Genomic DNA, 26,133 nt, shown 5'->3' on the forward strand with positions numbered 1-26,133 from the left:
GTGCTCAAGGTTGGACGCATCGGGCAGGTCCGCTTCAACGGCCGGAGCCTGTTTGTCGGCGGCGGCCTGGCGGGAGAGCGGGTTGCCATCCGTCCGACCGCGACCGACGGCGTCTTCGACGTGGTGTTCATCCACAAGACCGTGCGCCAGATTGATCTCAGGCAACCCAAGCCATGACTATCCACCCGTTACCCATGTCTCCCGACAAGCGTTACCCATGTATACCGGCTGAACACGCGGCGCACCCTACCAGCGGGATTCACATCAGGTCAGCAATCCGATGAACAGGCTGATGCTGACGAAGGCCAGCACGGTGCACACCACCAGCGCCGCCGCGCAGCGGCCTTCCAGGCCGTAGCGCTGGCCGAGGATGGGGTAGATGCTCATCATCGGCGAGCAGGCGAAGAGTACGCCGGCCACCCGCAGCACCGGGTCCACCGGTGGCAGCAACTGGAAGCAGAGCAGCACCGCCAGCGGGTGCAAGACCAGCTTGCCGATGCTGAGCTGGGCCACGTCCTTGACCAGGCCACCGGCCCTGAGCCCATTGAGGCTGGCGCCGATGACGAAGAGCGCAACCGGTGCCGAGGCCATCGCCAGCATCTCCACCACCTTGGCCGGCACACTGGGCAGGCGGACGCCGAGCAGGGCCAGCGCAAGACCGACGCTAATGGCGATGATCACCGGATTGCGCAGCAGGCGCAGGAAGGTGTCTAGCAGCGCCGCGCGCAGCCCGCCTCCGTTCTGTCGGCCGAGTTCGGCAATGGCCAGGGCCAGCGGAATCATCAGCAGGTTCTCCACCATCATGCCCAGTGCCAGGGCCACCGCGGCGGGTGAGCCCAGCACCATGGCGACGATGGGATAGCCCACGAAACCGCTGTTGGATACCGACATACCCATGCCACTCAAGGCGCTGCCGCTGAGGCTGTCCTTGCGCACCAGGCGCGCGAACAGGAAGCCGCCCCAGAACACCAGCTGGGAGCCGATGCCGTAGGCCAGCAGGTAGGTGGCGTCGAACACCTCGTCCAGCGGCTTTTCCAGCAATGCGCGGATCACCAGCGCTGGCAGGGCGAAAGTGATGACGAATTTTCCAAGCCCCAGCACCTGCTCGGGGCTGACCAGCCGCCCACGGGCGGACAGGTAGCCAATGCCGATCAGGATGAAGATGGGCGCGGTAATACCAAGTATCTGGAGCATTCAGGGCTCGTCGGTCAGTTGCTCCCCTGCCCTGGCTGGACCGGTTCCAGCTGCTGCAACCGGCTGCGGGTACGGGAGAAGTCCATATGGGGTTTGCCCCGGCACAGGTCGTCGAGGCTGGCCTCGCTGGCCAGTAACAGACGGATGCCAGCGTCGTAGGCGATGTCGATCAGATTGACGAAGCGCTGTTGCACGTCGATGGCTTCCTCGCCCAGGCAAGGCACGCCACTGATGGCGAGCTGCCCGAAGCGCTGGCTGAGCCAGAGGAAGTCGGCGCTGGAATGCGGACGTCGGCACAGCTCGTCGAAGTCCAGCCAGGCATGCTTGCCTTCCATTGCCCGCACGCGCAGGGGATGGTGGTTGACCGCCACCTCCACGTCGCGCGCGGCAGCCGGCGTCAGCCCCAGTTGCTGGTCGATCCAGCCAGCGGAGAAGCCCGACAGCGGCCAGCAGTAACGGCCCCAAGCCTCCAGCACTCCGCGACGCTGGCGGTAGTCCTCGCCAGCATCGAGGTTGAGCACGTCGAAGCGTTTCTCGATCAGGGCGATGGCTGGTTTGAAGCGCTCGCGGTAGAGCGGATTCGGGCAGAGCCCATCCGGGTGGTAGTTGGAGGTGCAGACCATGCCCACGCCCTCCTCCACCAGCACCTTGAGCAGGCGCCCGAGGAGCACGGCGTCACCGATGTCGTGGACGTGGAATTCGTCGAAGCACAGCAGCCGCGTTTCTTCGGCCAGTGCCCGTGCGGCCAGGGCCAGCGGGTCGGGTTGCCCGGCGAAGTCGCGCATGCGTTCCTGCAGTTCCTGGAGGAACGCATGGAAGTGCACGCGACGCTTGGCGGCAAGTGGCGCGGCGGCGAAGAAGGCATCCATCACGAAGCTCTTGCCGCGCCCCACTCCACCCCAGAGATACAGGCCTGCGGCGGGGCGCCGAAGCCAGCCTTTTTTCCCCGCCAGAAACGACTCCAGCCATTGCCCGAGATGGCCAATGGCTGTGCGTTGCGCCGCGTCGGCCCGGTAACCCCGGGCCTCCAGCAGTGCGTCGAAGTGCCGTTCGATGCGCTGGCCAGCAGGCTCGCTCAGCGCATCGAATGCGGGCTCCAGTTCCCTAGAAGTCAAAGAACACCGTTTCCCCTTCGCCCTGGATACGGATGTCGAAGCGATAGGCCAGCTTGCCGCCCACCTCGCAGCGGCGCGCCACCAGGGTTTCGCGGCGTTGCGGCTGCTCGATCAGGTTGAGCACCGGGTCCACGGCGTTGGCGGCGGCTTCGTCGTCGAAATAAAGGCGCGTCTGCAGGTGGATGTTGATGCCACGGGCAAACAGCGACACGTTGATGTGCGGCGCCATGGGCACGCCGGCGGCGTTCTTCACCACGCCCGGCTTGATGGTCTGCAGCGTCCACTCGCCCGCATCGAAGGTGGTGGCGGTGCGGCCGAAGCTGTTGAACGGCTTTTCCAGGTCGAAGGCAGTGTCGTAGACGCCTTCGTGGTTGGCCTGCCAGAACTCCAGGAAGGAGTCGCGCACCAGGTGGCCATTGCCGTCATAGACATTGCCCAGCAGCAGGATGTGCTGGCCGGGGGCGTCGGCCTTGGCCATCTGGTTCCAGATTTCCTGGCTGCGGGTCGGGTTGCCGGCCGCTTCCAGGGCCAGGCCGATGTGCACGTAGGGGCCGGCGGTCTGCGAGGGGGTTTCCGGCAGCAGTTCGATAGGCATGCGCGTATCTCCTCAGCGGTTTTCGAAGTGGGTCTTGCGCTGGCCGCGCAGGACGATGTCGAAGCGGTACGCCAGGCAATCCATGGGATTGGCGTTGCTCATGTCGAGCTTGGCGATCAGCGTCTGAACCGCGTCGGGGTTGGCGATGCTCTTGACGATGGGGCACATCGGAATGAGCGGGTCACCTTCGAAATACAGCTGGGTGATCAGGCGGGTGGAGATCGACGGCCCGCTGATGGAGAAGTGGATGTGCGCCGGGCGCCAGTCGTTCGGGCCGTTGCGCCATGGATACGGACCCGGCTTGATGGTGCGGAAGATGTAGCGACCTTCACTGTCGGTCAGGGCGCGGCCGACACCGCCGAAGTTCGGGTCGAGCGGTGCCAGGTAGCGGTCGTTCTTGTGGCGATAGCGGCCGCCGGCGTTGGCCTGCCACATTTCCACCAGGGTGTGGGGAACCGGTTTGCCGTACTGGTCCATGACGCGGCCGGAAACGATGATGCGCTCGCCGATGGGCAGCCCGCCGTTGTTGAAGTTGAGCAGCAGGTCGTTGTCGTGCTCGCCCATCTTCAGGTGGGAGAAGTCCGGGCCGCTGGTCTCGGAGACGGACTGCGGAATGCTCACCAGCGCCTGGCGCGGGGAACGGGCAATGGACGTCTTGTAGTCGGGGGTCAGGGCCTTGGGGTGCCAGTTTCGGTCACGAATGACGAAGCGGCTGTTTTCCGCATCGGACATCACGGTTTCCTCTTGTTGGATTTATCGAGCCGCCAGGCAGCGGGCCATGGAGCGCAGTTTCATCCAGCAGAGGTCGGCGGAAAATTGAAATCCTTCCGGCCATCCATAACCGTTTGGTTATGTAAGACGCCCCTCGCGATAGTCCAGCGCTGCCTCGCGCAGGGTCTCCACCGCCCATTGCGCCGCCAGGGAAAGCGGCAACGACGCATTGCTGCAGATCCCCACCGAACCGCCGGGTTCCTTGAAGCCCAGATCCAGTTCCACCAGTTCGCCGGCGGCCAGGTCCAGGCGCACCGCGTCCAGTGGGGCGATCCAGACTGCATCGCCGCTCTGCACGTAGCGCCGGCTCAGGGCGAGCGACAGGGTTTCCAGGCGTTGGCGCGGCGGGCTGATGCCGCTCTGCACAAAGAATCCGTCGGCATGCTTGCGAATGGTGGTGCCAGCCAGCGGCAGCACCAGGGGGAAGCCATCCAGGGAGCGGCGATCAGCGCCCTCCACCAGCAGCGGATGGCCGGCACGGACCACCAGGGTCATGGATTCGCTGTACAGGTGCTCGAAGGTCAATCCGTGAATTTCCGGGTTGTCGGTCACGCGTCCGACCACCAGGTCCAGCTCGCCCACCCGCAGCTGCGACAGCAGGTAGGCACCGGGCCCGGTCAGCACGCTGACCACCAGCGAGGGATGCTGCTGATGCAGCCGCCGCACCATTTCCGGCACCAGCAGGCCTTCCACGGTAGAGAGCACGCCGAGCCGCACGGTGCCAGCGGCGTACTCGCCTTCGCGCAGGCTGTTGACCCCGTCGCGCAGGGCCTGGACGCAGGGGCCTGCATAGCGCATGAAGGCCAGCCCCGCCTCGGTCAGGCTTGCGCCGCTCTTGCTGCGGTCGAACAGGCTGGCGTCGAGGATTTCCTCCAGCTCCTTGAGGGTCTTGGAGATAGCCGGCTGGCTCACCGCCAACTGATCCGCGGCGCGGGCCAGGCTGCCCTGGCGCGCTACTTCGAGGAAGCACAGCAAGTGGCGGAATTTGATGCGGGTATCGATGTTCAACGGCGGGTCCTGTGGCGGCTGGCCTGCGAAGGCTAGCTCAAGGACGGGGCCCACAGCCAACTCCTATTTGAACCTGGGAAAACCATCCCTGGACCGAATCGTGTAGGAGCGAGCTTGCTCGCGAAGGATGGCGCTCGGACTGTTCGCGAGCAGAGCTCGCTCCTACAGATTCAGCGGCACCGCGCAGACCTTGCCGGCCAATTCCACGCGGCCGAAGCGCGCGCCGGCTTCCAGCGGCGTGATCGCCAGCAGCCGGTCCATGCGTACGGAGCAAGGACCATCCTCCACCTCCAGCACGAAGAATTCTTCCTTCTCCGCGCTGGTGTGGGTGGTCAGCGCCCTGGCCTCGAATCCGCCGCCGTCCACCAGTTCCACCTTCACCAGGTAGCGATACAGGCAAGCGATTTCCAGCAGGTCGTGCAGGTCGCAATCCAGGGGCTGATACATGGTTTCCTCCTCAGCAACCTTGCAGCGGAATGATGGAATAGCCCTGCCGGCCGATGGCCTCGGCCACCTGCGGGCTGGCGATCTCGCTGTGGCAGAACAGGCATTCGCTGGCGGCGATGTCGGCGTCCTGCACACCCCGGCTGGCCAGCCACTCGGCGGCGAAGCGCCCCGCCTGGAGCTTGTCGCCGCCGCTGGTGAGCACATCGAAGTGCAGGTAGCGGCCATCGCGGGTACGGACATGGGTATCGAAGACTTTCACCTGCATGTCGACGCCCTCCTCACTTCAGGTCGGCAATCGCGGCGCCGAAGTTGATGTGCAGCACCTGGCCGTCCACCACCAGGGCGGGAACCGACTGCACACCGGCGGCTTCGGCCTCGGCAACACGGGTGGGCGCTTCACCCAAGTGCACCACTTCCACCTTCACGTCGTGGGCAAGCAGGTTGAGCAGGGTCTGTTCAGCGGATACGCAAACCGGGCAGCCAGCGTGGTAGTAACGGGCGGTGGTCATTTTTCAGGTCTCCTGATTAGTTAGTATCGATTCGATACGTTTATCAGGTTACCCGCAGGCGCCCCTTTGTCAATATAGTTTTTACTCGATACTATTTATCGACGGAGGTGAACATGACCGACCTATTCGACCTGTTCGAACGACTCACCAGCCTGATGCGCATCTGGCATCGCGAGCACCCGCTGCTGGCTGACCTTCAGCCCGTGCAGCTCAGCGCCCTGGAATACCTGGCGCGCTGCAACCACTACTCGGACACGCCGCTGGCGGTGACCGAGTACCTGGGGCTGACCAAGGGAACGGTGTCGCAATCGCTGAAGGCCCTGGAAGCCAAGGGCCTGATCAAGAAGCGCCAGGACCAGCAGGACAAACGCAGCGTGCACCTGGAGCTGACGCCGGCCGCGCGTGAACTGCTGGCGGCGGTGACACCACCGGAATTCCTGGCGAACGCGGTGGCGGATATGGGGCAGGACGCCGTCGACCTGGAGCGACTGCTGGCCGGATTGTTGCGCACCGTGCAACGCCAGGCGGATGTGCCCGGATTCGGCCTGTGCAAGACCTGCCGCTTCCACCAGCAGCGGGATGGCGAGCCATTCTGCGGGTTGACTCAGGAACCCCTGGCTCGCCCGTCCATCGAGCTCATCTGCCGCGAACACCAACCCCGCGAGGAAGCGGCCTGATCAGGTCTTCAGGCGCTCTTGCGGAATAGCTCGCGGCCTTCGTCCAGGTACTGGTCCACCAGCCACTTCCCGTGTGCGATGGAGGCGTGCTGGGCCTTGCCCAGTTCGGAGAGGAAGGCGTACCTCACCGGCAGCGCGATGCGGCGGGTGGTCTCGCCTTCGGGGGAAGTGATTTGGCAACCGGCGGCCCAGGGTGTGGGGATGCCCGGATGCTCAAAGACGTCGGCGACAATGACATGGTTGCGGTGAACGCATTGCAGGGTGCTCATGGGGTCTACCTCTTTGTTGAAGGCCCGGAGCCACAGGGTCAGCCGGCCCGGCGGGCGTGGGTTGAAGGTTCAACTGAAGGTCGGCACATGCCTTGCCTTGCTCACTACCGGATATAGCACAGGAGGTTTTCCGCGCCGTTGCACCTGACCAAGGGTCGCCCCATTGGCCTGCCGAGTTTCGCCCGAATTGGCTATTCGGCCGGGAACGGCTGCCGGCTAACTTACGTCCATCCCCCGCATCCCGCGGGCCAATCTGGAGAACGTAGATGAGCGCACGAATCGAATGGGCCAAGCAGGCACCCGATGCCTACAAGGCGATGGTCGGTCTGGAACAGGCCCTGGCCAAATCCGGTCTGGAAACCGCTCTGCTCGAACTGATCCGCCTGCGTGCCTCGCAGATAAACGGCTGCGCGTATTGCATCAACATGCACGCCAATGACGCCCGCAAGGCCGGCGAGACCGAAGCACGCTTGCAGACCCTGAGCGTCTGGCACGACACCCGCTTTTTCAGCGAGCGCGAACAAGCCGTCCTGGCCTGGACGGAAAGCCTGACCCTGCTGCCCGAGCGCCATGCCCCGCAGGACCAGTACGAACGCCTGCGCGAGCATTTCAGCGAGGCCGAGATCGTCAACCTGACCCTGGCCATCGCCACCATCAACGCCTGGAATCGCTTCGGCGTGGGTTTCGCGATGATCCCCTGAAGCACCCCTGCCTCACTGAAAATGGGCCGCATCGAGCGGCCCTCTTCATTCCCACGGTGCACCCTGCCCACGAACGACGGAGCCGACCGCGCGCACCAGTGAAATACTCCGCGCAATCAAGGTATTCACGTCGAACGATTGCGCTATTTTTCTGCCATTCCCCCGCCGGAGCCATGCATGGAACTGCACATCGTCATCCAGGGCAGCAAGGACCTGTCCGGGCAGCTGTATCGCCAATTGCGCGAGGCCATCGAGTCCGGCCGCCTCAAGGCTGGCACCCGGCTGCCGCCGAGCCGCCTGCTGGCCGAGCAGTTGGGCATCTCGCGCAAGACGGTGGCGGACACCTATGCCCTGCTCACCTACGACAACCTGCTCACCGGCAAGGTGGGCTCGGGCACCTTCGTCAACGCCCAGGCCACCGGTCAGGGCCGCAAACAGGGCCATGAATCCCTGGCCAGTGCGGCGATCATCTCCAAATGGCACAACATCTCCACCTCCCTGGGCCATCCGTCCATGGACGCGATATTGCGCTACGACTTCATCGGCGGCGCCACCACCCGCAACCAGTTTCCCCAGGACGACTGGCGCCGCTGCGCCCAGCACGCCCTGCGCCAGACCGCGAAATCCCGCGGCCTCTACAGCCAGCCCGCCGGCCTGCCCGCGCTGCGTGACGCCATTGCCCGGCATGTGGCGTTTTCCCGTGGGGTGCACTGCAACGTCGAAGAGGTGCTGGTCTGCCACGGCGCCCAGCAGGCCCTGGACCTGCTCGCCCGCGTGCTGGTGGAACCGGGCTGCGGCGTGGCGGTGGAAGATCCCGGCTACCCGCCTGCGAGGCAGAGCTTCGCTGCCCAGGGTGCCGAGGTGATCGGCGTGCCGGTGGATGCGGAAGGCATCTGCGTCGATGCCATACCGGAGCACGTGCGGCTGATCTACGTGACCCCCTCGCACCAGTTCCCCCTCGGCATGCCCATGAGCCAGGCACGGCGCGAGGCGTTGCTGGAGAAGGCGCTGCGCATCGGCGCGGTGATCATCGAAGACGACTACGACTGTGAGTTCCGCTACGAGGGCCGGCCCAGCGAAACCCTGCAGAGCCTCGACAGCCAGGGCGCGGTGGCCTATGTCGGCACCTTCTCCAAGTCCCTGCAACCGGAGCTGCGCCTGGGCTACTGCATCCTGCCGCCGGCGCTGATCGAAGCCGTCACCGCCGCCAAACAGCTCAGCGACTGGCACTGCTCCACCCTTACCCAGTGGACCCTGGCCAAGTTCATCGACGATGGTTGCCTGCAGAAGCACATCCGCCGCTGCCACGCCATCTACGCCAGCCGGCGGGAGCGCATCCTCGATCGCTTCAATGGCGACCTGGGGCGCTGGTTCGAGCTGGTGCCCTCGGTCGCCGGCTTCCACCTCGCCGCCGAGGCCAGGGTGCCGCTGGACATCCCGCTGCTGGTGGAGCTGGCGCGCAAGCTGGACGTCGGCCTCTACCCGCTGGCCGGATTCTCCTACCAGGTGCCACCGCGCAATGGCCTGTTCCTCGGCTACGGCGCCATCGAAACCCTGGACCTCGACCCGGCGCTGGACCGGGTGCGGGATATCCTGGAGCAGATTGCGTAAGGGTCGACACAACCGCCTGTAGGGGCGAATTCATTCGCCAAGCAGGACGCAGTCCTGCCGTAGGTTGGTCCGAGGAACGAGGCCCAACATTGCAGAGCCGGTGGATAGAAAAAGCGCTATCCACACTACGTGGTGGCTGGACCGTAGGGTGCGCTGCGCGCACCGAGTCCAGGGTCCACCTCGACACCAGATCGAACCGCCGGTGCGCGCGGCGCACCCTACCCGACCAGCGGCCCGAGCAAAGAAAAAGGGGCTGAACACGTCAGCCCCTTTCTTCGTCCACCCCGGTCGATCAGCCGCGATCGCGCCAGATGGTCTGCACATTGAGGAACTCGCGCAGGCCGAAGTGGGACAGCTCGCGGCCGTAACCGCTCTTCTTCACGCCACCGATCGGCACGCGCGGGTCAGAGGCAGTGAAGCCGTTGATGAACACCGCGCCGCTGACGATTCGGCGGGCCAGCTTCTGCGCCTTGGCCGCGTCGGTGGTCCAGAGCGCACCGCCCAGACCGAACTCGCTGTCGTTAGCCAGCTCCACCGCATGCTCGGCATCGCGAGCGACGATCAGCGAAGCCACCGGGCCGAAGATTTCCTTGCGGAAGGCGGTCATGTCCGGGGTCACGTCGGCCAGGATGGTCGGCGCGTAGTAGTTGCCTTCGCCTTCCAGCTTGTGGCCGCCCAGCAGCAGCGTCGCGCCTTCGGCCAGGGTAGCCTGGACCTGGCCATCGAGCTCGTCGCGCAGGTCGAAGCGGGCCATCGGGCCGACGAAGGTGGAATCAGCCTGCGGATCGCCAATCTGCAGCGCCTTGACCGCCGCCACGAAGCGCTCGGTGAAGGCTTCGGCGATGGGGGCTTCGAGGATGATGCGCTTGGCGGCGATGCACACCTGGCCGGCGTTGTTGAAGCGGCTGGTGACCGCCGCCTTCACGGCCTGGTCCAGATCGGCGTCAGCCAGAACGATGAAGGGATCGGAACCGCCCAGCTCCAGCACGCACTTCTTCAGCGCGGCACCGGCCTGGGCAGCGATGGCAGCACCAGCGCCAACGCTACCGGTCACTGCCACCATGGCGATGCGCGGGTCGGCGATGGCCACGGAGACCAGCGGCGGCTCGACGTTGATCACTTCGAACACGCCTTCCGGCAGGCCGGCTTCGGCCCAGACGGAGGCCAGCAGGCGGGCGCAGCCCATGACGTTGGGGGCGTGCTTGAGCACATAGCTGTTGCCGCCGAAGATGATCGGCACCGCGCCGCGCATCACCTGCCACACCGGGAAGTTCCAGGGCATTACCGCCAGCACCGGGCCCAGCGGCAGGTAGGCAACCACGGCCTTGTTGTCTTCCACCAGGGTCGGCTCATCCGCAACCATGGCCGGGCCGTGCTCGGCGTACCACTCGCAGAGCTTGGCGCATTTCTCGACTTCGCCACGGGACTGGCTGATCGGCATACCCATCTCGGTGGTGGTCATCCGCGCCATGGCTTCGGCGTTGGCGCGCAGGGCCTTGGCCATGCGCAGCAGCGCAGCACTGCGTTCCTCGACGCTGAACTGGCTCCAGGCCGCGAAACCACGCTGGCTGGACGCCAGGCTGGCCTCAAGGGCAGCGGCATCCTGGTAGGGATAACGAGCAACTTCTTCGCCAGTGGCGGGGTTGCGGGAGATGGCGGCAGGCGTATTCATGCTGTCCTCGTTGTACGTGAGAGCCGGTCAGGGCTCGCGATCAGTCTTGCGGCGAAAGTAAGGCAGCGACCGATTCACGTAAAACGAATAATCGAGAAGAAATTCTTCACAAAAAGAGAAAGGTGATGCCCCGGCAATTGCATGACATCACCACCGCGCGACGCCCAGCCTCCGGTGCGCGCGGCGCACCCTACTGGCAGCAGCGTCGCTCCATGCGCCGCCCTCTTCCCACGTGCCCGCGCGTCAGCGGCCAGTTTCGGTGTTCCGCATCGGGCGCCTCGGTGGTGACCACATACACGCGCTGTTCATGGCCGTGGCGCAACAGCACGCACTGCAGCGACTGGCCGTCTTCCACGTCGAACCAACGGGGTTCCCCGTCACGGGTCATCTCCATGAAGCGCGCCACCCGTGCGAGCACCGTGGCGGGGCTGTAGCGATCCCAGCCGTCCGGCAGTGCATCGCCCACTGGCAGCCAGCCGGTTGCGGGAAGCTCGCCATGTTCCTGGCTGCGGCGTCCCCAGGGAATCCACACCACGCCGCGCTGCGGGTCATGGATGGGCAATGCCGCGTCGCTATCGGGGTAATTGATGAGTTGCCGGCTCCCTTCGGCGGTGTAAAGCCCACTGACTTCCACTGCATGACACATGACTGCCTCCCCTAGCCGAAGCAATTGTCATCGTTGCCAGTACCGCTGGTTAAGGGCTGAGCGTTGGCGAAACTGTAGTTTTTATCTTGCCCCTGACGCCTGAGTTTCGTGACCTGGCAACAGCCGTCAAGGTGGCATCCCGGCGGCGTTGACAGGAGGGCAAGAGACGCGACGAAACGCAGAAGGCAATCCAGGCGAGGTTACAGCGCGCACGCCAGGCGCGAGGGGGAAAAAGCAGCGCTTGTCGAAACAACGGAACGATTTCCAAAGGCATCGGGTCCACCTCCATGGTGGAGGTGAAACGCCATTATTTTGACCACCCCATCCTGGGAGTGAGTCCACCTTTACTGCAACAAGCCGCGGACGTGCCGCTCTATTCGAGCGATTTCGTACGAAGGCTCGTTCGTGCCTGTTTCCATGAAAAAACGCTGCATCTGAAGGTACGGAGAAATCATGAACAGTTCCTGTACAGATCGCATCGGAACCCAACTGACCTCCGGCAAGGCCCAGGTCGAATCCAGGAGGTCCTTTCTCAAGCTTTCCGCCGCTGCAATGGCGACGCCACTGATCGCCCGGTCCATGCCCGCCATCGCTGAAGGTGGAAACAGTGGCCAGTCCAGCCCACCTACCACGCCCTGGGCGATCGAACTTCCTACCGAGATCACTCCAGCATCGCCGACGACGCTCGACCCCGCGCCAACCGTGACGGCGAACACCGCCGCTGGAGAAGCGGGCCGTGCTCCACACCAGCGCCTGGGTGAACTGGGTATCCAGGAAACCTATGAGCTGACCGCCGCAGAGCGACCCGACTGGGTGTTCAACCCGGCCTATCCACCCCAGCCCATCTGGGGCTTCAGGGCCACGGGGGAAGTCACCACGCCCGGCCCGGTGTTCTTCGGGCACTACGGCCGTCCAGTCCTCGTGCGTTGGCGCAATGAGCTGCCCCAGGACCACCAGGGCTTCGGCTCGCCGGAAATATCGATTCACCTGCACAACGCCCATACGGCCTCGGAGAGCGACGGTTTTCCCGCCGACTTCTTCAGCCCGAACAAGGCCGGCCCTACCCTGGACGCACCGGGGCAGTTCAAGGACCACCATTACGGCAATATCTGCGCCGGCTACGACGAGTTCCAGAACGGCCGCGGTGATCCACGCGAAGCGCTGGGGACGCTCTTCTACCACGGCCACACCATGGATTTCACAGGGCCCAATGTCTACAAGGGTCTGGTGGGGATGTACCTGCTGTTCGACGAGATCGACTCGGGTAACGAACGCGACCCGAACCCGGCAGCCCTGCGCCTACCGAGCCACCCTTACGACTACCCGCTGGCCTTTTCCGATAAGCGCTTCGACCAGAACGGCATCCTGTTCTGGGACCAGGTGGACCCGGATGGCGTGCTCGGCGACAAGATCACGGTCAACGGCAAGATCGAGCCGGTGCTGCGGGTTGCAGCGCGCAAGTATCGCTTCCGCCTGCTCAATGGCGGGCCGAGCCGCTTCTACCAGTTCCATCTGGTGGACGCCTCGAACGCGGAGCAGACCTTCACCTACATCGCCAACGACGGCAACCTGCTGCCGGCACCCCTGCGCAATCACACCAACGTGCATCTCGGCGTGGCCGAGCGCGGCGATATAGTGGTGGACTTCTCGGCCTACCCGATCGGTACAGAGCTGTTCCTGGTCAATCGCCTGGAGCAGACCAGCACCCGCAGGCCAGACGGGGTCACCAGCCCTGGCACCCCTGTGCTGAAGCTGGTCGTCGACCGGCAGCCGCCGGAACAGGACCTCAGCCAGGTGCCCGACACCTTGCGGGAACTGCGTCCACTCGACCCGGCAGAAGTCGACGCAGCACCGGTACGGCGCTGGGAGTTCGAACGGCGCAACGGCATGTGGGCGGTCAATGGGCAGTTCTTCGACCCCACTCGGACCAGCGCCAAGGTCCGGCAAGGCACGGCCGAGGTCTGGGAACTGGTGAACGACCACGGCGGCTGGGTGCACCCCGTCCACATCCATCTGGAAGAGGGGCGGATCATCAGCAAGACGGTGGACGGTGCCGAGGTGCCAATTCCGCCCCATGAGCAAGGGCGCAAGGACGTCTACGTGCTGGGCGAGAACACCATCCTGCGGGTCTTCCTGCGCTTCCGCGACTTCGTCGGCAAGCACCCGATCCATTGCCACAACATGATCCACGAAGACCACGCGATGATGGCCCGCTGGGATGTCGAGCTCGACCCGGCAGGTCCATCGCCGGGCGCATCTCCCGCCGCCGGAACTTCCAGTGCCGGCACTCCGGACACAGGAGGCACTCAATGAACACGCGACGCATGCTGCTCGGTGGTATGGGCATAGCCGCCCTGGGCGGTGCCCTCTGGTTGGCCGGTCCGGAAGCGGAGGAAAGCACCAGGCGATCCGGCGCCACGCCCTTCCCCAATGTGACGCTCTACAACCAGGACGGGGACAAGCTGCGCTTCTATGACGACCTGATCCGCAACAAGGTCGTCGCGCTCAACATGATGTACGTCATGTGCGAGGGCATCTGCCCGACCATGACCTCCAACCTGCGCAAGTTGCAGAGCTTGCTGGGCAAGCGGATGGGCCGAGACGTCTTCATGTGCTCCATCTCGCTGCAGCCGGAAATGGACTCACCCGAGGTACTGAAGGCCTACGCCGCCAAGCACAGGGTACTGCCCGGCTGGCAGTTCCTCACCGGCTCGCCTGACGACATCCGCCGGGTGCGCTTCAGCATGGGCTTCTACGACCCGGTGCCGGAGGTGGATGCCAACCTGGCCACCCACACCGGCATGGTGCGCATCGGCAACGACGCCACCAGACGCTGGACCATGGCGCCCGCACTGTGCGACGCCGAGCGCATCATCACCACCATCAACCACGTGGACCGGCGGGTGGTGGAAACGGCCTACCCGAATGATCGCCGGTCAAGCTAGGCAAGGATGACAAGCCCCCTCACCCCTGCGCGGAGGGCCGGGGTGAGGGACGGTAGCGTTGCCGGGCCGGTGTTCCCGGAGTGCCATTCCCCCAGGCTCCCGTAAAATTTTTCTCGCCCCCTGTAACGCCACCCGGATAGCCTTGTCTCCTATCTCGAAGGCGATGCATCCAGCGGTATGAATCGCCACCTCTGGGCAACCAGCCCTTCATTCGACCCACCAGAAACGGAGAGAACAATCATGAAAACCCCGACTGCCAGTGTCGTATCCGCAACCGGTCTCGCCCTTGCCCTGAGCACCGCCATCGGCCTGGCCGTGGCCCCCGTGGGCGCACAGGCCGCCGACAACGAGAAATGCTTCGGCGTCGCGATGAAAGGCAAGAACGACTGCGCTGCCGGCGCCGGCACTTCCTGCGCGGGCACCCAGAAGATGGACTACCAGGGCAACTCCTGGAAATTCGTGCCGAAAGGCACCTGCGAGAAGACCGCTTCCCCCACTTCGCCCACCGGCAACGGCCAGCTCCAGGCATTCAAGGAAGAGAAGAAGAGCTGACCACCCCCGGCAGGAGCGCACGCCATGACCCCCTCCCCTCTGCCCCACGCTCCTGCCGGCCAACTGCCGGCCCGGGCCGGCATCGGGCTCAAGTCCCTGCATCACCGGGATGTGCTCGATGCCCGTCCGGACCTCGGCTTCTTCGAAGTCCACGCTGAGAACTACATGGTGGAAGGCGGGCCCTTTCACCACTACCTGGGCGAGATCCGCCAGGACTACCCGCTCTCCATCCACGGTGTCGGCCTGTCCATCGGCGCCGACCAGCCGCTGGACAAGGCCCACCTGGACCGCCTCGCCACGCTGCTCGCGCGCTACCAGCCGGAGTCGTTCTCCGAGCATCTGGCCTGGTCCACCCATGGCGACTTCTTTCTCAACGACCTGCTGCCGCTCGCCTATGACCGGGCCAGCCTGGAGCGGGTCTGCCGGCACATCGACCAGGTGCAGGAGCATCTGCAGCGGCGAATGCTGCTGGAAAACCCGGCCACCTACCTGGAGTTCGACAGCTCCAGCCTGGACGAGGCCGAGTTCATTGCCGAGGTGGTGAAGCGCACCGGCTGCGGCCTGCTGCTGGACCTGAACAACGCCTATGTGACCTGCACCAACCACAACCGCGACGTCCGCGCTTACCTCAATGCCCTGCCCCTGCATGCGGTGGGCGAGATTCATCTGGCGGGCTTTGCCGAAGACCGCGATGCAGCCGGCGCACGCCTGCTGATCGACCACCACGGTTCGCCCGTGGACGCTGCCGTCTGGAACCTCTACGACGAGATGATCGACCGCCTTGGCCCGCTGCCCACGCTGATCGAGCGGGACAACGAGGTTCCCGCGCTGGAGGTACTGGTGCGCGAAGCGCAACAGGCCGAGCGGCGGCTGCGCCAGGAGCAGGCAGCATGAACGCCGACACCTTCGCCCATGCCCTGCTTGACCCGGAGCAGCCCTGCCCGTCCGGCCTGCGGGCCTGGAATGGGTCCGACCCGGCGCAACGCTTTGCCGTGTACCGCAACAACGTGCTGGCTTCACTGATCAATGCCCTGGCCGACACCTTCCCGGTGGTTCGGCAACTGGTGGGCGATGAATTCTTCACGGCCATGGCACGCTTGCACGTGCAGGAGATGCCGCCCCGTTCGCCGCTGCTGACGCTCTACGGCGAGGACTTCCCGGCGTTCATCCACGCCTTCCCGCCGGCCTCCGGCTTGCCCTATCTGGCGGACGTGGCGCGGCTGGAACTGGCGCAGGTGCACGCTTACCACGCAGCCGACCTGCCGGCGGTGGACACGGCCAGCCTGGCTGCCGTCCTGTCCGACCCGGAGTGCCTGCCCGGCATGCAGCTCTGCTTGCATCCCTCAGTGGCGGTGGTCTGCTCCGACTACGCCATCGCATCTCTCTGGGCCGCCCATCAGGGGCTGCTGGACCTGGCCGAGGTGAATCCCGGCCAGGCCGAATGCGCGCTGGTACTGCGCAATGGCCTGGAGGTGGAAGTCAGCCGCATCGGCACAGGCACGGCGGCCTTCATCCAGGCCCTGACGGCTGGCAGCCCACTGGGTGCCGCCGTGGGCGCCGCGCTGGCCATCGACGCCAGCTTCGACCCAGGCTCCACCCTCGCGCGCCTGCTGGCAGGCGGCGCAATCACGCGGTTCACCCTCCACAGCGGGAGTCAGATGCCATGAACGCCACCATCCAGATCCACTACAGCCATTTGCCGATGAAACTGGTGTCCCAGGCCGTCGAGCTGTGCAAGCGGATCCCCTACAGCCTGGTGGCCTTCGTCGCGCGCTTTTCCATTGCCGCGATCTTCTGGAAATCCGGGCAGACCAAGGTGGAAGGCCTGGCCATCGACCTGGTGGACGGCACCTTCCAGCTGGGCATCCCGCACCTGTCGGCCTCGGCCATTCCGCTGTTCACCGAGGAATACAAGCTGCCCTTCCTCTCGCCTGAACTGGCGGCCCATGCGGCAGCTTTCTCTGAGCACTTCTTCCCGCTGCTGATCCTGATCGGCTTCGCCACCCGCTTCTCGGCCCTGGCGCTGCTGGGCATGACCCTGGTGATCCAGACCCTCATCTACCCCGACGCCTACCCCACCCACGGCGTCTGGGCCGCCAGCCTGTTGCTGCTGGTCAGCCAGGGGCCGGGGGTGATCTCCATCGATCACCTGATCGCCAGGCGGTATCAGGGCTGACAGCCTTCGCCCGCTCCTGTGGAGGTGATTCTGAGCGGGTGGACCACGCTTCACCGGTCCACCATCGGCGCTCGGCAAAGCAAGGACGGTGGAAATAAATAGCGATTTCCACCCTTGTTGCTTCTGCACGTACCGGTTGCATTGCTGCGGTGCGCGCGGCGCACCCTACAGGCGAGGTGAACCGTAGGGTGCGCCATGCGCACCGATCCCAGCACTGTCGTCAGCATCGCGCCTGGCGGCTACCCGCTCATGACCTAGGCTTGCAAAGGCAATTCACAAGAATTCCAGAAGTTCGGTTCCTGCCGTTCAAAGGAGTGCAGTCATGGCGCAGCGGAATCCCGTCAATACCAACCCTGGACAGAAACTGCGTGGCGTGAATCTGGGGGGTTGGCTGGTCCTGGAGAAGTGGATGACCCCGAGCCTGTTCGAGGGGCTTGAAGCCACCGATGAAACCACCTGGTGCGCCGAGATGGGCGCACGAGCCCCGGAAAGACTGAAGCAACACTGGAACACCTTCATCACCCGCGACGACTTCGCCTGGCTGCATGAGCGCGGCCTGAATGCCGTGCGCATTCCCCTGGGCCACTGGATATTCGGACCGGACTACCCCTACCACCCGAAATACGGCGAAACCCGCCACCCCTTCGTCGAGGGCGGCATCGAGGTGCTCGACCGGGCCTTTGCCTGGGCCGACGAATTAGGATTGAGGATCGTCCTCGACCTGCACGCCGCCCCCGGCTGCCAGAACGGCTTCGACAATGGCGGCATCAAGGATGTCTGCGAATGGCACACCCAGGACGAGTACCGCGCGCATTCGCTGAGCGTGCTGGAACGCCTGGCCGAACGCTACCGCGACCAGCCCGCCCTGCACGCCATCGAAGTGCTCAACGAGCCGCGCTGGGATGTGCCGACCGACTACCTCAAGGGCTACAACCTCGATGCCTACCAGCGCATTCGCCGGCACTGCCCTGCGGAGAAAGTCAGCGTTGTCTTCCACGACGGTTTCCGCGCCTTCGATGAATACCTGGGGTTCATGCAGCCGCCGGAATTCGCCAACGTGGTGTTCGATATCCATCGCTACCAGTGCTTCGAACGCGGCGATATCGACAGCGACATCTACACCCACATCCACAAGGCCAGCGGCCAGTGGAAAGCCGAGGCCGACTCGATCATCGGCCAGTTGGGCATTCCGGCGTACTGTGGCGAGTGGAGCCTGGGGCTCGACCTGAAAGTGGTTTCGCTCTGGGCCGAAGGCCCCTTCAATCACGCACTGGAAAACATGGACAGCTTCCAGAAAGACGTGGCCTATCGCGGCTATGCCGCTGCGCAGTTGCTGACCTATGAGAAGTACCTGGGCTGGTTCTTCTGGAGCTACAAGACCGAAACCACACCGGCCTGGTGCTTCCGCGAGTGCGTCCAGCGTGGCTGGTTGCCCTCAACTTTTTCTTAGTGCCCGTAGCGGGGTGCCATAACCCACCAGGGGCTCCTGCGGCAGGTGATTGAGCAGGAGCCGACGCTGGTAGTTGCGCTCCAGCCCGGACTGGAAGCTGATGGCCAGCAGCGTCGAGTCCGGCAGCTCGCGGTGCAGCATATCCATGAAGTCTTCCTCGTCCCGGGTCTCGAAAGCACTGCTCGCCTCCTCGATGAACACCCAGGTGGGCTGCTGCAGGAACAACCGGGCGATGGCCAGCCGCTGCTGCGTACGTAGCGGTAACACGCTCTGCCAGTTGTCGACCTCCTCCATTCGCTTGGCCAGCCAGGCAATGCCCGCACTCTCCAGTGCATGCAGCATGGCGCCGGAGGCATAGGTGCCGGCAGGCTGCGGGTAGCTCAAGGCCGCGCACAGGCTGCCGACCGGCAGGAAGGGGCGTTGCGGCAGGAAGCAGATGGCCGCACCCACCGGCAACCAGACCTCCCCATGCCCCCATGGCCACAGCCCGGCCAGCACCTTGAACAGACCGATGGTGACCGCCGGATCACCCGAGATCAGCACCCGCTCGCCGCGCTGGATCACGACGTTCAGTCCCTCGATCAGGACCTGCCCGTCAGGGGTGGCAATGCAGAGGTCGCGCAGCACGATTTCCGCCTGCTGCGACTGCGCCACGCAGATCCGGTTCTGCGGCTGCGCGGCCTGGTCGTCCAGGTCCTGCAGGTCGTTGTAGAGGCTCATCACGCGGTCGGCCGACGCTCGCCAACGCGCCAGTTCGGCGAGGTTGTCGATCGGCCAGGACAGCGCCGAGGTCAGCTGGTGGAATGCCTGTGCGGCCTGCATCAGGACGCCCAGGGTCATGGCACCGGAAATGTACTGAGGCGCCATGACCAGGATCGGGAACACCGGCAGCAGCACGCCGTAACCCGACGAGAACGACACGATGCCGAGGTAGGCCATGGTCTGCCGATACCAACGGTGCCCCAGCTCGGCGAAATGGCTCGTCGAGCTCCGGCGCTCCGCTTCCTCGCCCTGCATCAGCGCGATGGACTCCGAACTTTCCCGCGCATGGGCCAGCCCGAAACGGAAGTCCGCTTCCGCCGATTGCAATTTGTTGGTGGCCCGGATCAGCGGGCGCCCGAGCAGCATGCCGAACACCGTGCCGGCGCTGGCGTAGGCCACCGCGAGAATCAGCATGTAGCCCGGCACCATCAGGCCGGTTCCGGGGAATTGCACACTGCCGGTGACCGTCAGCAGGATGTTGGCAAAGGTGCTGAAGATCAGCAGCGAATAGACCAGCGAGTGGGTCAGCGAAATCGCGCTTTCAGTGACGACGTGAATGTCTTCGGCGATGCGGCCGTCAGGGTTGTCGTGCTCGCCCCGGGTCTGCTGCAACTGGTAGTGATGTCCGCGCGCCATCCACTTGTCGACGAGCCGTGCCGTCAGCCAACGGCGCCAGTCCAGTTGCAGCCAGCGCTTGACCCGCATGTGCATCGCCGTGACGCCCACCGTCAGCAGGAGGATCACCACGAAGGTGCCGATCTGCATCATCAGGCGATTGAGCGATCTGGCTTCCAGTGCATCGAAGAGCGCGCGGTTCCAGTAGTTGGTCCAGATCACCAGCGCGACCTGCGCCAGGGTGAGCAGAAGCAGCGCCACGGTGTAGCCGCGCGCCTTCCACTTCACGTCGGAATTCCAGTACGGCATCACCAGACGCAGGAGCTGCCAGCGCGATCTTTCAGCCGGCGGGGACATCTAGTCGCCACTCCACGCAGCGAGCGCATGTGCGCGCAATGGAAGACCACCAGGCACTCGTTGCGGGCCAACGCCGCAGCGTTTCCCCCAATCAAGGCAAGCCTGTGACCCCGCCCAATCCTTCGTTATAAGAATCATCTGACCCCCTGCTGTTAGAGGCCGAAGCCTCAGGTTGCTCAGCGAACTCCGGGGAGTGCGTTGTCTTCCCGGCGGGACGTTTATTCGTTCAGCCGGGATTGCCGCAGGGTGCAGCCGAGGCGAATGAGCAGAAGTTGGGGGCGGTCAGTGTGATCGCGGCGCTTTGAGCTCAGCGCGGAACTGCACCAGGTAATTCTGATTCAAGCACACCGATTTCAGGCTGCACTTTTTTTCCGGACCATCGACCCCGCCAGGCCGACAAAGGCCCGCGATCAGCCGCTGACCTGACCGATCAATTGGCTGATCACCGCCCTGAGCTTGCCGGGCTTGACCGGTTTGTTGAGCAGCGGCACGCCGAGGCCCTGCAGCTTGCGACGGCACTGGTCGCTGCGGTCGGCGGTGATGATCACTGCGGGCACTTCACTGGCGAATCGCTGGCGCAGGGCCAGGATCACGTCGCAACCGACCATCTCGTGATCCAGGTGGTAGTCCACCAGAATCAGGTCCGGCGCCCGCCCCTCCAGCACGTCCTGAGCAGTGGCCAGGTCAGGGGCAGTCAGCACTTCGCAACCCCACTGCCCAAGCAGCGCCGACATGCTTTCCAGGATGCCCGGCTCGTTGTCCACCACCAGCAGGCGCCGACCAGGCAACGGATCGCCAGTCAGCGGGCGCGGCTCCACATTCGCCCGCACCTGCGGTTGTTCCCGCACCAGGGGCACCTCGATGCTGAACACCGATCCCCGCCCTACCTGCGAACGCACCTCGACCCGGTACTCCAGCATGCTGGCGATGCGGTCGACGATGGCCAGGCCCAGGCCGACACCCTTGCGCTCGGCGGCGCGGCCCACGTCCAGCTGATTGAATTCGAGGAAGATCGCTTCCAGCTGATCCGCCGGAATGCCCCGCCCGCTGTCCCACACTTCCAGCCGCAGCCGATCGCCCCGACGCCTTGCCCCGAGCAGAACGCGGCCCTGCTCGGTATAGCGGCAGGCATTGCTGAGGAAGTTGCGCAGAATGCGCGTGAGCAGGCGGAAATCGGTGCTGATGCACAGGCGCGGAATGCGCACCCGCAACCCCAGGCCGGCAGCCTCGGCGACGCTCTGGAACTCCGAGGCCAATGGCCCGAGCACCTCGTCCAGGTGGTAGACATCCAGGTCCGGCTTGATCGCACTCTGGTCCAGCTTGGAGATATCCAAGAGGTCGGTGAGCAGGTCTTCGGCGCCTTCCAGCGCCTGGTGCGTGCGTTCCACCAGCTGCCGTTCGGAGGCCGGCAATGCGCGTTCACGCAGCGTGGAAACCAGCAGCCGCGCGGCATTCAGCGGTTGCAGCAGGTCGTGGCTGGCAGCGGCCAGGTACTTGTCCTTGCTGAGGTTGGCTGCCTCGGCCGCATCCCGCGCCTCGCGCAATTGTTCGTTCAGCGCCTGGAGTTCGCGGGTGCGGTCCAGCACGCGCTGCTCCAGTTCGTCATTGAGGGTCTGGTAGCGGTTGCGCTCGGCTTCCAGCTCCTCCAGGCGCGCCAGTAGTTCGGGGTAATGGCTCTTGCGCGCGGAGTGACTGCCCAGGCCAAGCAGCCCCGTCAGGGCGTCGCGCGGGTCGTCAGAGGGCCTCGGCATACACCACCTCGACATCCCGCTGGCTGGACTCGCGCGGGTTGGTGAGGATGCAGGGATCGTCCATGGCATGACGCGACAGGAACGGAATGTCCGAGGTGCCAACGCCGTGCAGGCGCAGGGTTTCGTGGAAGCCCACCGCGTGCTTCAGGGTCACCAGGTGCTCCACCAGGCGCTGGCGGACCTGGTTCTGCGTCAAGCCACGGCAGTCGATCCCCATGGTTTCGGCGATCACCTTGAAGCGCTCGGGCGCGGCGCTGTAGTTGAATGCCACCACATGCTCCACCAGCACCGCGTTGCACAGGCCGTGCGGCAGGTCGAGGAAGCCGCCCAGGCTGTGGGACATGGCATGCACCGCACCGAGGATGGCGTTGGAGAAGGCCAGGCCCGCCTGCATGCTGCCGAGCATGATCTTCTCGCGCAGGGCAATGTCCTGCGGGTTGGCGATCATGCCCACCAGGTTGCCGTTGATCAGGCGCATGGCCTCCAGCGCATGGGGATCGGTCAGCGGCCCGTGGCCGGTGGACACGAACGCCTCGATGGCGTGGACCAGTGCGTCGATGCCGGTACAGGCGGAGAGGAACGGGTCCATACTCAGGGTGGTTTCCGGGTCGATCAGCGACACATCCGGCACCACGGCCTTGCTGACGATGGAGAACTTCATCCGTTCCTGCTGGTTGGAGATGATCACGAACTGCGACACATCGGCCGACGTGCCGGCGGTGGTCGGGATCAGGATCAGCGGCGGGCTGGGCACCGTGAGGGTGTCCACGCCCTCGAACTCGAGAATGCTGCGGCCATGGGCAACCACGATGCCGATGCCCTTGGCGCAATCCATCGGACTGCCGCCCCCCACGGCGACAATCACGTTGCAGCCCATGCTGCGATAGAAGTCGGCCCCCTGCATCACCTCCTCCACACGAGGGTTGGGCGATACCTGGGTGTAGAGGCAGTAGTCGATGCCCTGGGCCTGCAGGCTGGCCTCGATGTCGGCCACCCAGCCGGCGGCCAGCACACCGGGGTCGGACACCACCAGGACCTTGCGCGCACCGAAGGTGCTGGCGTAATTGCCGACATTGTGCCGGCATCCGGCGCCGAAAATGATCTCGGGAGAAACGAACTTGCGAAGTGGGCTGATATCGTGACGCATCAAACAGCTCTTTCTTGTAGTTATGTGGTGAGTAGGACCCAGCCTACTGGATTCACGGGGCTTTTCAATCAGACCTTGGGAGCTTTCCTAAGCCCAGATTCCATCCTTCCTACCGGCTGTAGGGGTGATTTCAGTTGTAGGGGCGATTTCAATCGCCAAGCGGACCGCAGGTTCGCCCCTATGCCTTCCAGGGGGCAGCTGCGCTGCCCTTGGCGAATGAATTCGCCCCTACAGGAAAGCCAATTGCGAGCTCGGCGCCGCCTGACAAGCCGCTATTGGTGCGCACGGTGCACCCTACCCGAGCTTCGACGCTGACCGTAGGGTGCGCTGTGCGCACCGCGTTCGCCCCTACAGCAGCCCCCGATAGAACGCCAACTCCGCCTCTAATGCATGGGCCAGGTTGGTGGCCTGGCGGAAGCCGTGGCGCTCCTCCGGGTAGACATGGCATTCCACGTGCCTGCCCGCTTCCTTCAAGGCGGCAACCATGGAGGCGGTCTGTTCCGGTACCACCACCGCGTCCTGCCCACCCTGGAAGAAAATCACCGGTGCGCCGATCTCCCGCGCCCGCAATACCGGCGTACGCTGGCGGTAGCGCGCGATATCCCGCACCGGATCACCGATCAGCCAGTCCAGGTAGTCGGCCTCGAACTTGTGGGTCTTCTCCCGCAGCGCCAGAGGGGCGCTCACGCCGTAGTAGCTGGCGCCGCCGCGAAATGGCGTATCCCCGACCAACGCCAGGAGCGTGGTGAAACCACCGGCGCTGGAGCCACGAATGAAGGCGCGCTCAGGGTCCACCAGCCCCAGCCCGGCGAGGTGCATCAGCAGCGCTTTGGCGTCTTCCACGTCCAGTTCGCCCCAACCGCCAGCCAGTCGTTGTCGATAAGCGCGACCAAAACCGCTGCTGCCCCGGTAATTGAGATCGGCCACGGCGAACCCGCGCTGGGTCCAGAACTGGATGCGCGGATCGAACACGGGCTGGCAGGCGGAGGTTGGGCCGCCATGGCAGAACACCAGCAATGACGGGCGCTGGTCTTCCGGGCCGCGATGGGCCGTGTTGCAGGGCGGATAGAAGAAGCCGTGGGCGCACTCCCCGTCTCCTACGGCGAACTGCAACGGCCGGGGACGAGCGATTTCGTCAGGCGGCAGGTCGGTGCCGCCTCCTGCCAGCACCTGCACGCTGGCGTCCTTGCGGTCGATGGCCAGCACGGCGCTGGCATTTTCCGGCCCGGCGGCGATGCAGTAGTAATGCCCCTCGTCCGCAGCCAGTTGGCGGAAGCGGCTGTATCCGGTCGCCAGCAACTGGCAGTCGGCACCGACCAGATCGCTCTGGTCGTCAGCCAACCAACTCCGCAGCCCCGCCTCTGGCAGGTAGCTGCACAAACCCAGTTGCCAGGGGGCCGGGGCGTGATCGGCATGGGCGGCCGGCAAGGGGCGTAGTTGCTCGCCCTCCAGTGCCCAGGGTTGCCACCAGCCACCGCGATCGCTCAGGCAGTGCAGACGTCCATCGGCGTCGAAGCGCGGCTGCTGCAGGGATTCGCCGCCATTCGCTCCTGCCAGAATCTTGATTGGCCCCCAGGCTTCCCCCTCACGTCGACGCAGGCAAAGCCGGGTTTCCGTCCAAGGCTGCGCGGGACGGCTCCACTCGATCCAGGCAAGGGTCTGGCCATCCGCGCTGAGACGTGGCGCGGCATAGAAATCGGCGCCCTCGACCAGTACCTGACGTTCGCCATCGGCCAGGGCAATCGCCACCAGCCGGTGAGTGCCCTGCTCTTCCTCCACGGCCAGCACACGCTGCCCCGCGCTCCAGAGATCGCCGTAGCGAGCATCGGGATTCCGCGTCAGGACAGCCGGAACTCCGGAGAAAGGTTGAAGGTAGAGCTGCTGGTCGGCCTCATTGACGAACACCACCCCACCCGGCACCAGGCAGAAGGCACCGCCGCCATATTCATAGACCCGGCTGCGCAGTGAGTGGCCATCGGGCGTGATGCAGCTCGCCTCCCCTGCCTGCCAGCGCCAGAGGGTGGTGCGGCCATCGGCGGGGTCGAACAGCGTCCAGAACAGTCCCGCCGGGCCGCAGCGCAGCTCGGCGAAGTCGCGGCTGGCGGCGACGGCGTTTTCCGCGCTCCAGGGGCTGTCCCAGAAGCCGAAGGGACGGATTTCAGGCGCGACAAATGATTTTCGAGGTTCGCTCATTGCGGTAAGTCAGCTGCTCCAGGGTCCCCGCAGCATGGTCTGCTTCTTCCCGCGCCGCCAGTATCTGGCCGTGGTGGGCCGACTTGGCGCACACCGGGTCGGCGTTGCTGGCATCGCCGGTGAGCAGGAAGGCCTGGCAGCGGCAACCGCCGAAGTCCTTCTCCTTCTCGTCGCAGGAGCGGCAGGGCTCGGGCATCCAGTCGTAGCCGCGGAAGCGGTTGAAGCCGAACGACTCGTACCAGATGTGCTTGAGGTCATGCTCCTTGACGTTGGGGAAGCGTACCGGTAGCTGCCGCGCGCTGTGACAGGGCAAGGCGGTGCCGTCCGGGGTGATGTCGAGGAACAGGTTGCCCCAGCCGTTCATGCAGGCCTTGGGGCGTTCCTCGTAGTAGTCCGGGGTGACGAAGATCAGCTTGCAGGGGTGCTTTTCCGCCGCCAGCTTGGCCCGGTACTCATTCGTGATGCGTTCGGCGCGCTGCAATTGTTCGCGGGTCGGCAGCAGCCCGGCGCGGTTCAGCTCGGCCCAGCCGTAGAACTGGCAGGTGGCGAGTTCGACGAAGTCCGCCTCCAGTTCCAGGCACAGCTCGATGATCCGTTCGATCTGGTCGATGTTGTGCCGGTGGGTGACGAAGTTCAGCACCATCGGGTAGCCCGCCGCCTTCACCGCGCGGGCCATCGCCAGCTTCTGCGCGAAGGCCTTGCGCGAGCCGGCCAGCAGGTTGTTCACCGCCTCGTCGGCGGCCTGGAAACTGATCTGGATATGGTCCAGCCCGGCGTCCCTGAAGGCGTTGACGCGCGCCTCGGTGAGGCCGATGCCGGAGTTGATCAGGTTAGTGTAGTAACCCAGCTCGCGGGCGGCGCGGATCAGCTCCTCCAGGTCCTGGCGCACCAGCGGTTCGCCGCCGGAAAAGCCCAGCTGCGCGGCACCCAGCGCGCGGGCCTGGCGGAACACCTCGATCCACTGCGCGGT

26 protein-coding genes are annotated in these 26,133 nt (G+C 65.0%); 10 read left to right on the forward strand and 16 right to left on the reverse strand.

The genetic code is table 11. The annotated features are described in order from the left end of the window. Positions 1 to 264: 264 nt before the first annotated feature. The 8 genes from E8E91_RS09600 to E8E91_RS09635 all read right to left on the reverse strand — a co-directional run bounded on the left by E8E91_RS09600 (position 265) and on the right by E8E91_RS09635 (position 5,639). Positions 265 to 1,194: an AEC family transporter gene (locus E8E91_RS09600; RefSeq protein ID WP_280375543.1), complete on the reverse strand. Its 930-nt coding sequence runs from the start codon at positions 1,192 to 1,194 to the stop codon at positions 265 to 267. Between the two features lie 14 nt (positions 1,195 to 1,208). Then, entirely contained in the window at positions 1,209 to 2,309 is a 1,101-nt protein-coding gene (zapE, locus tag E8E91_RS09605) for a cell division protein ZapE (protein ID WP_280375544.1), read from the reverse strand. Further along, on the reverse strand, positions 2,299 to 2,904 hold the full coding sequence (pcaG, locus tag E8E91_RS09610) for a protocatechuate 3,4-dioxygenase subunit alpha (protein WP_280375545.1): 606 nt from the start codon (positions 2,902 to 2,904) through the stop codon (positions 2,299 to 2,301). Before pcaG ends, zapE begins: the two co-directional genes overlap by 11 nt. Before the next feature lie 12 nt (positions 2,905 to 2,916). Further along, the gene (pcaH, locus tag E8E91_RS09615) at positions 2,917 to 3,636 is read right to left on the reverse strand and encodes a protocatechuate 3,4-dioxygenase subunit beta (RefSeq protein WP_280375546.1); all 720 of its coding nucleotides are present in this window, start codon (positions 3,634 to 3,636) and stop codon (positions 2,917 to 2,919) included. 117 nt (positions 3,637 to 3,753) lie between these two features. Then, entirely contained in the window at positions 3,754 to 4,683 is a 930-nt protein-coding gene (pcaQ, locus tag E8E91_RS09620) for a pca operon transcription factor PcaQ (protein ID WP_280375547.1), read from the reverse strand. A gap of 162 nt (positions 4,684 to 4,845) precedes the next feature. Beyond that, positions 4,846 to 5,130 carry a Rho-binding antiterminator gene (locus E8E91_RS09625; RefSeq protein WP_280375548.1) on the reverse strand — a complete coding sequence of 95 codons (285 nt, stop codon included), beginning with the start codon at positions 5,128 to 5,130 and terminating at the stop codon, positions 4,846 to 4,848. Between the two features lie 10 nt (positions 5,131 to 5,140). Then, positions 5,141 to 5,395, reverse strand: a complete 255-nt coding sequence (locus tag E8E91_RS09630; RefSeq protein ID WP_280375549.1) for a DUF2024 family protein — start codon at positions 5,393 to 5,395, stop codon at positions 5,141 to 5,143. Between the two features lie 13 nt (positions 5,396 to 5,408). After that, positions 5,409 to 5,639, reverse strand: a complete 231-nt coding sequence (locus tag E8E91_RS09635; protein WP_280375550.1) for a thioredoxin family protein — start codon at positions 5,637 to 5,639, stop codon at positions 5,409 to 5,411. A gap of 107 nt (positions 5,640 to 5,746) precedes the next feature. On the opposite strand from E8E91_RS09635, the gene E8E91_RS09640 reads away from it, so the two are divergent. Continuing rightward, a complete protein-coding gene (locus tag E8E91_RS09640; protein ID WP_280375551.1) occupies positions 5,747 to 6,316 on the forward strand; it encodes a MarR family winged helix-turn-helix transcriptional regulator in 570 nt (189 codons plus the stop codon). Between the two features lie 8 nt (positions 6,317 to 6,324). Here the strand turns inward: E8E91_RS09640 and E8E91_RS09645 are convergent, their stop codons facing one another. Beyond that, positions 6,325 to 6,585: a hypothetical protein gene (locus E8E91_RS09645; RefSeq protein ID WP_280375552.1), complete on the reverse strand. Its 261-nt coding sequence runs from the start codon at positions 6,583 to 6,585 to the stop codon at positions 6,325 to 6,327. Positions 6,586 to 6,851: 266 nt separating this feature from the next. Between E8E91_RS09645 and E8E91_RS09650 the strand changes: the two genes are divergently transcribed. Both E8E91_RS09650 and E8E91_RS09655 read left to right on the forward strand, forming a co-directional pair. After that, entirely contained in the window at positions 6,852 to 7,286 is a 435-nt protein-coding gene (locus E8E91_RS09650; RefSeq protein ID WP_280371147.1) for a carboxymuconolactone decarboxylase family protein, read from the forward strand. Between the two features lie 177 nt (positions 7,287 to 7,463). Continuing rightward, positions 7,464 to 8,897, forward strand: coding sequence for a PLP-dependent aminotransferase family protein (locus tag E8E91_RS09655; RefSeq protein WP_280375553.1), 1,434 nt, complete (start codon positions 7,464 to 7,466; stop codon positions 8,895 to 8,897). A 292-nt stretch (positions 8,898 to 9,189) separates the two neighbouring features. On the opposite strand, the gene E8E91_RS09660 is transcribed toward E8E91_RS09655, so the two are convergent. Both E8E91_RS09660 and E8E91_RS09665 read right to left on the reverse strand, forming a co-directional pair. Continuing rightward, entirely contained in the window at positions 9,190 to 10,569 is a 1,380-nt protein-coding gene (locus E8E91_RS09660) for an aldehyde dehydrogenase family protein (protein ID WP_280375554.1), read from the reverse strand. A 190-nt stretch (positions 10,570 to 10,759) separates the two neighbouring features. Next, positions 10,760 to 11,215, reverse strand: a complete 456-nt coding sequence (locus E8E91_RS09665; protein ID WP_280375555.1) for a hypothetical protein — start codon at positions 11,213 to 11,215, stop codon at positions 10,760 to 10,762. 453 nt (positions 11,216 to 11,668) lie between these two features. Between E8E91_RS09665 and E8E91_RS09670 the strand changes: the two genes are divergently transcribed. The 7 genes from E8E91_RS09670 to E8E91_RS09700 all read left to right on the forward strand — a co-directional run bounded on the left by E8E91_RS09670 (position 11,669) and on the right by E8E91_RS09700 (position 18,338). Continuing rightward, positions 11,669 to 13,528 carry a multicopper oxidase domain-containing protein gene (locus E8E91_RS09670; protein ID WP_280375557.1) on the forward strand — a complete coding sequence of 620 codons (1,860 nt, stop codon included), beginning with the start codon at positions 11,669 to 11,671 and terminating at the stop codon, positions 13,526 to 13,528. Further along, positions 13,525 to 14,160 carry an SCO family protein gene (locus tag E8E91_RS09675; protein WP_280375558.1) on the forward strand — a complete coding sequence of 212 codons (636 nt, stop codon included), beginning with the start codon at positions 13,525 to 13,527 and terminating at the stop codon, positions 14,158 to 14,160. Before E8E91_RS09670 ends, E8E91_RS09675 begins: the two co-directional genes overlap by 4 nt. 240 nt (positions 14,161 to 14,400) lie before the next feature. Further along, entirely contained in the window at positions 14,401 to 14,712 is a 312-nt protein-coding gene (locus E8E91_RS09680) for a DUF2282 domain-containing protein (protein WP_280371155.1), read from the forward strand. 24 nt (positions 14,713 to 14,736) lie between these two features. Beyond that, on the forward strand, positions 14,737 to 15,606 hold the full coding sequence (locus E8E91_RS09685; protein WP_280375559.1) for a DUF692 domain-containing protein: 870 nt from the start codon (positions 14,737 to 14,739) through the stop codon (positions 15,604 to 15,606). Beyond that, the gene (locus tag E8E91_RS09690; RefSeq protein WP_280375560.1) at positions 15,603 to 16,379 is read left to right on the forward strand and encodes a DNA-binding domain-containing protein; all 777 of its coding nucleotides are present in this window, start codon (positions 15,603 to 15,605) and stop codon (positions 16,377 to 16,379) included. Before E8E91_RS09685 ends, E8E91_RS09690 begins: the two co-directional genes overlap by 4 nt. Beyond that, positions 16,376 to 16,888, forward strand: a complete 513-nt coding sequence (locus tag E8E91_RS09695) for a DoxX family protein (protein ID WP_280375561.1) — start codon at positions 16,376 to 16,378, stop codon at positions 16,886 to 16,888. Before E8E91_RS09690 ends, E8E91_RS09695 begins: the two co-directional genes overlap by 4 nt. Before the next feature lie 322 nt (positions 16,889 to 17,210). After that, the gene (locus E8E91_RS09700) at positions 17,211 to 18,338 is read left to right on the forward strand and encodes a glycoside hydrolase family 5 protein (protein ID WP_280375562.1); all 1,128 of its coding nucleotides are present in this window, start codon (positions 17,211 to 17,213) and stop codon (positions 18,336 to 18,338) included. Here the strand turns inward: E8E91_RS09700 and E8E91_RS09705 are convergent. From E8E91_RS09705 to pqqE, 5 genes are all read right to left on the reverse strand, one after another. Beyond that, complete coding sequence (locus E8E91_RS09705) at positions 18,324 to 20,072, reverse strand: SbmA/BacA-like family transporter (RefSeq protein ID WP_280375563.1); 1,749 nt, start codon at positions 20,070 to 20,072, stop codon at positions 18,324 to 18,326. The two genes, E8E91_RS09700 and E8E91_RS09705, sit on opposite strands and share 15 nt — an antisense overlap. Positions 20,073 to 20,482: 410 nt before the next feature. Beyond that, the gene (locus E8E91_RS09710; RefSeq protein WP_280375564.1) at positions 20,483 to 21,823 is read right to left on the reverse strand and encodes a hybrid sensor histidine kinase/response regulator; all 1,341 of its coding nucleotides are present in this window, start codon (positions 21,821 to 21,823) and stop codon (positions 20,483 to 20,485) included. Beyond that, the gene (gene ercA, locus E8E91_RS09715) at positions 21,807 to 22,970 is read right to left on the reverse strand and encodes an alcohol dehydrogenase-like regulatory protein ErcA (protein WP_190834748.1); all 1,164 of its coding nucleotides are present in this window, start codon (positions 22,968 to 22,970) and stop codon (positions 21,807 to 21,809) included. The genes E8E91_RS09710 and ercA overlap by 17 nt, the downstream gene beginning before the upstream one ends. Before the next feature lie 348 nt (positions 22,971 to 23,318). Continuing rightward, positions 23,319 to 25,163 (reverse strand): prolyl oligopeptidase family serine peptidase, encoded by a 1,845-nt coding sequence (locus tag E8E91_RS09720; protein WP_280375565.1) that lies wholly within the window; start codon positions 25,161 to 25,163, stop codon positions 23,319 to 23,321. Further along, positions 25,129 to 26,133: pyrroloquinoline quinone biosynthesis protein PqqE (gene pqqE / locus E8E91_RS09725; protein ID WP_280375566.1), on the reverse strand; the 1,005-nt coding region annotated here is incomplete at its 5' end. The genes E8E91_RS09720 and pqqE, both read right to left, overlap by 35 nt.

This window comes from Pseudomonas sp. BN515 (assembly GCF_029873155.1).
Classification (GTDB): Bacteria; Pseudomonadota; Gammaproteobacteria; order Pseudomonadales; family Pseudomonadaceae; genus Metapseudomonas.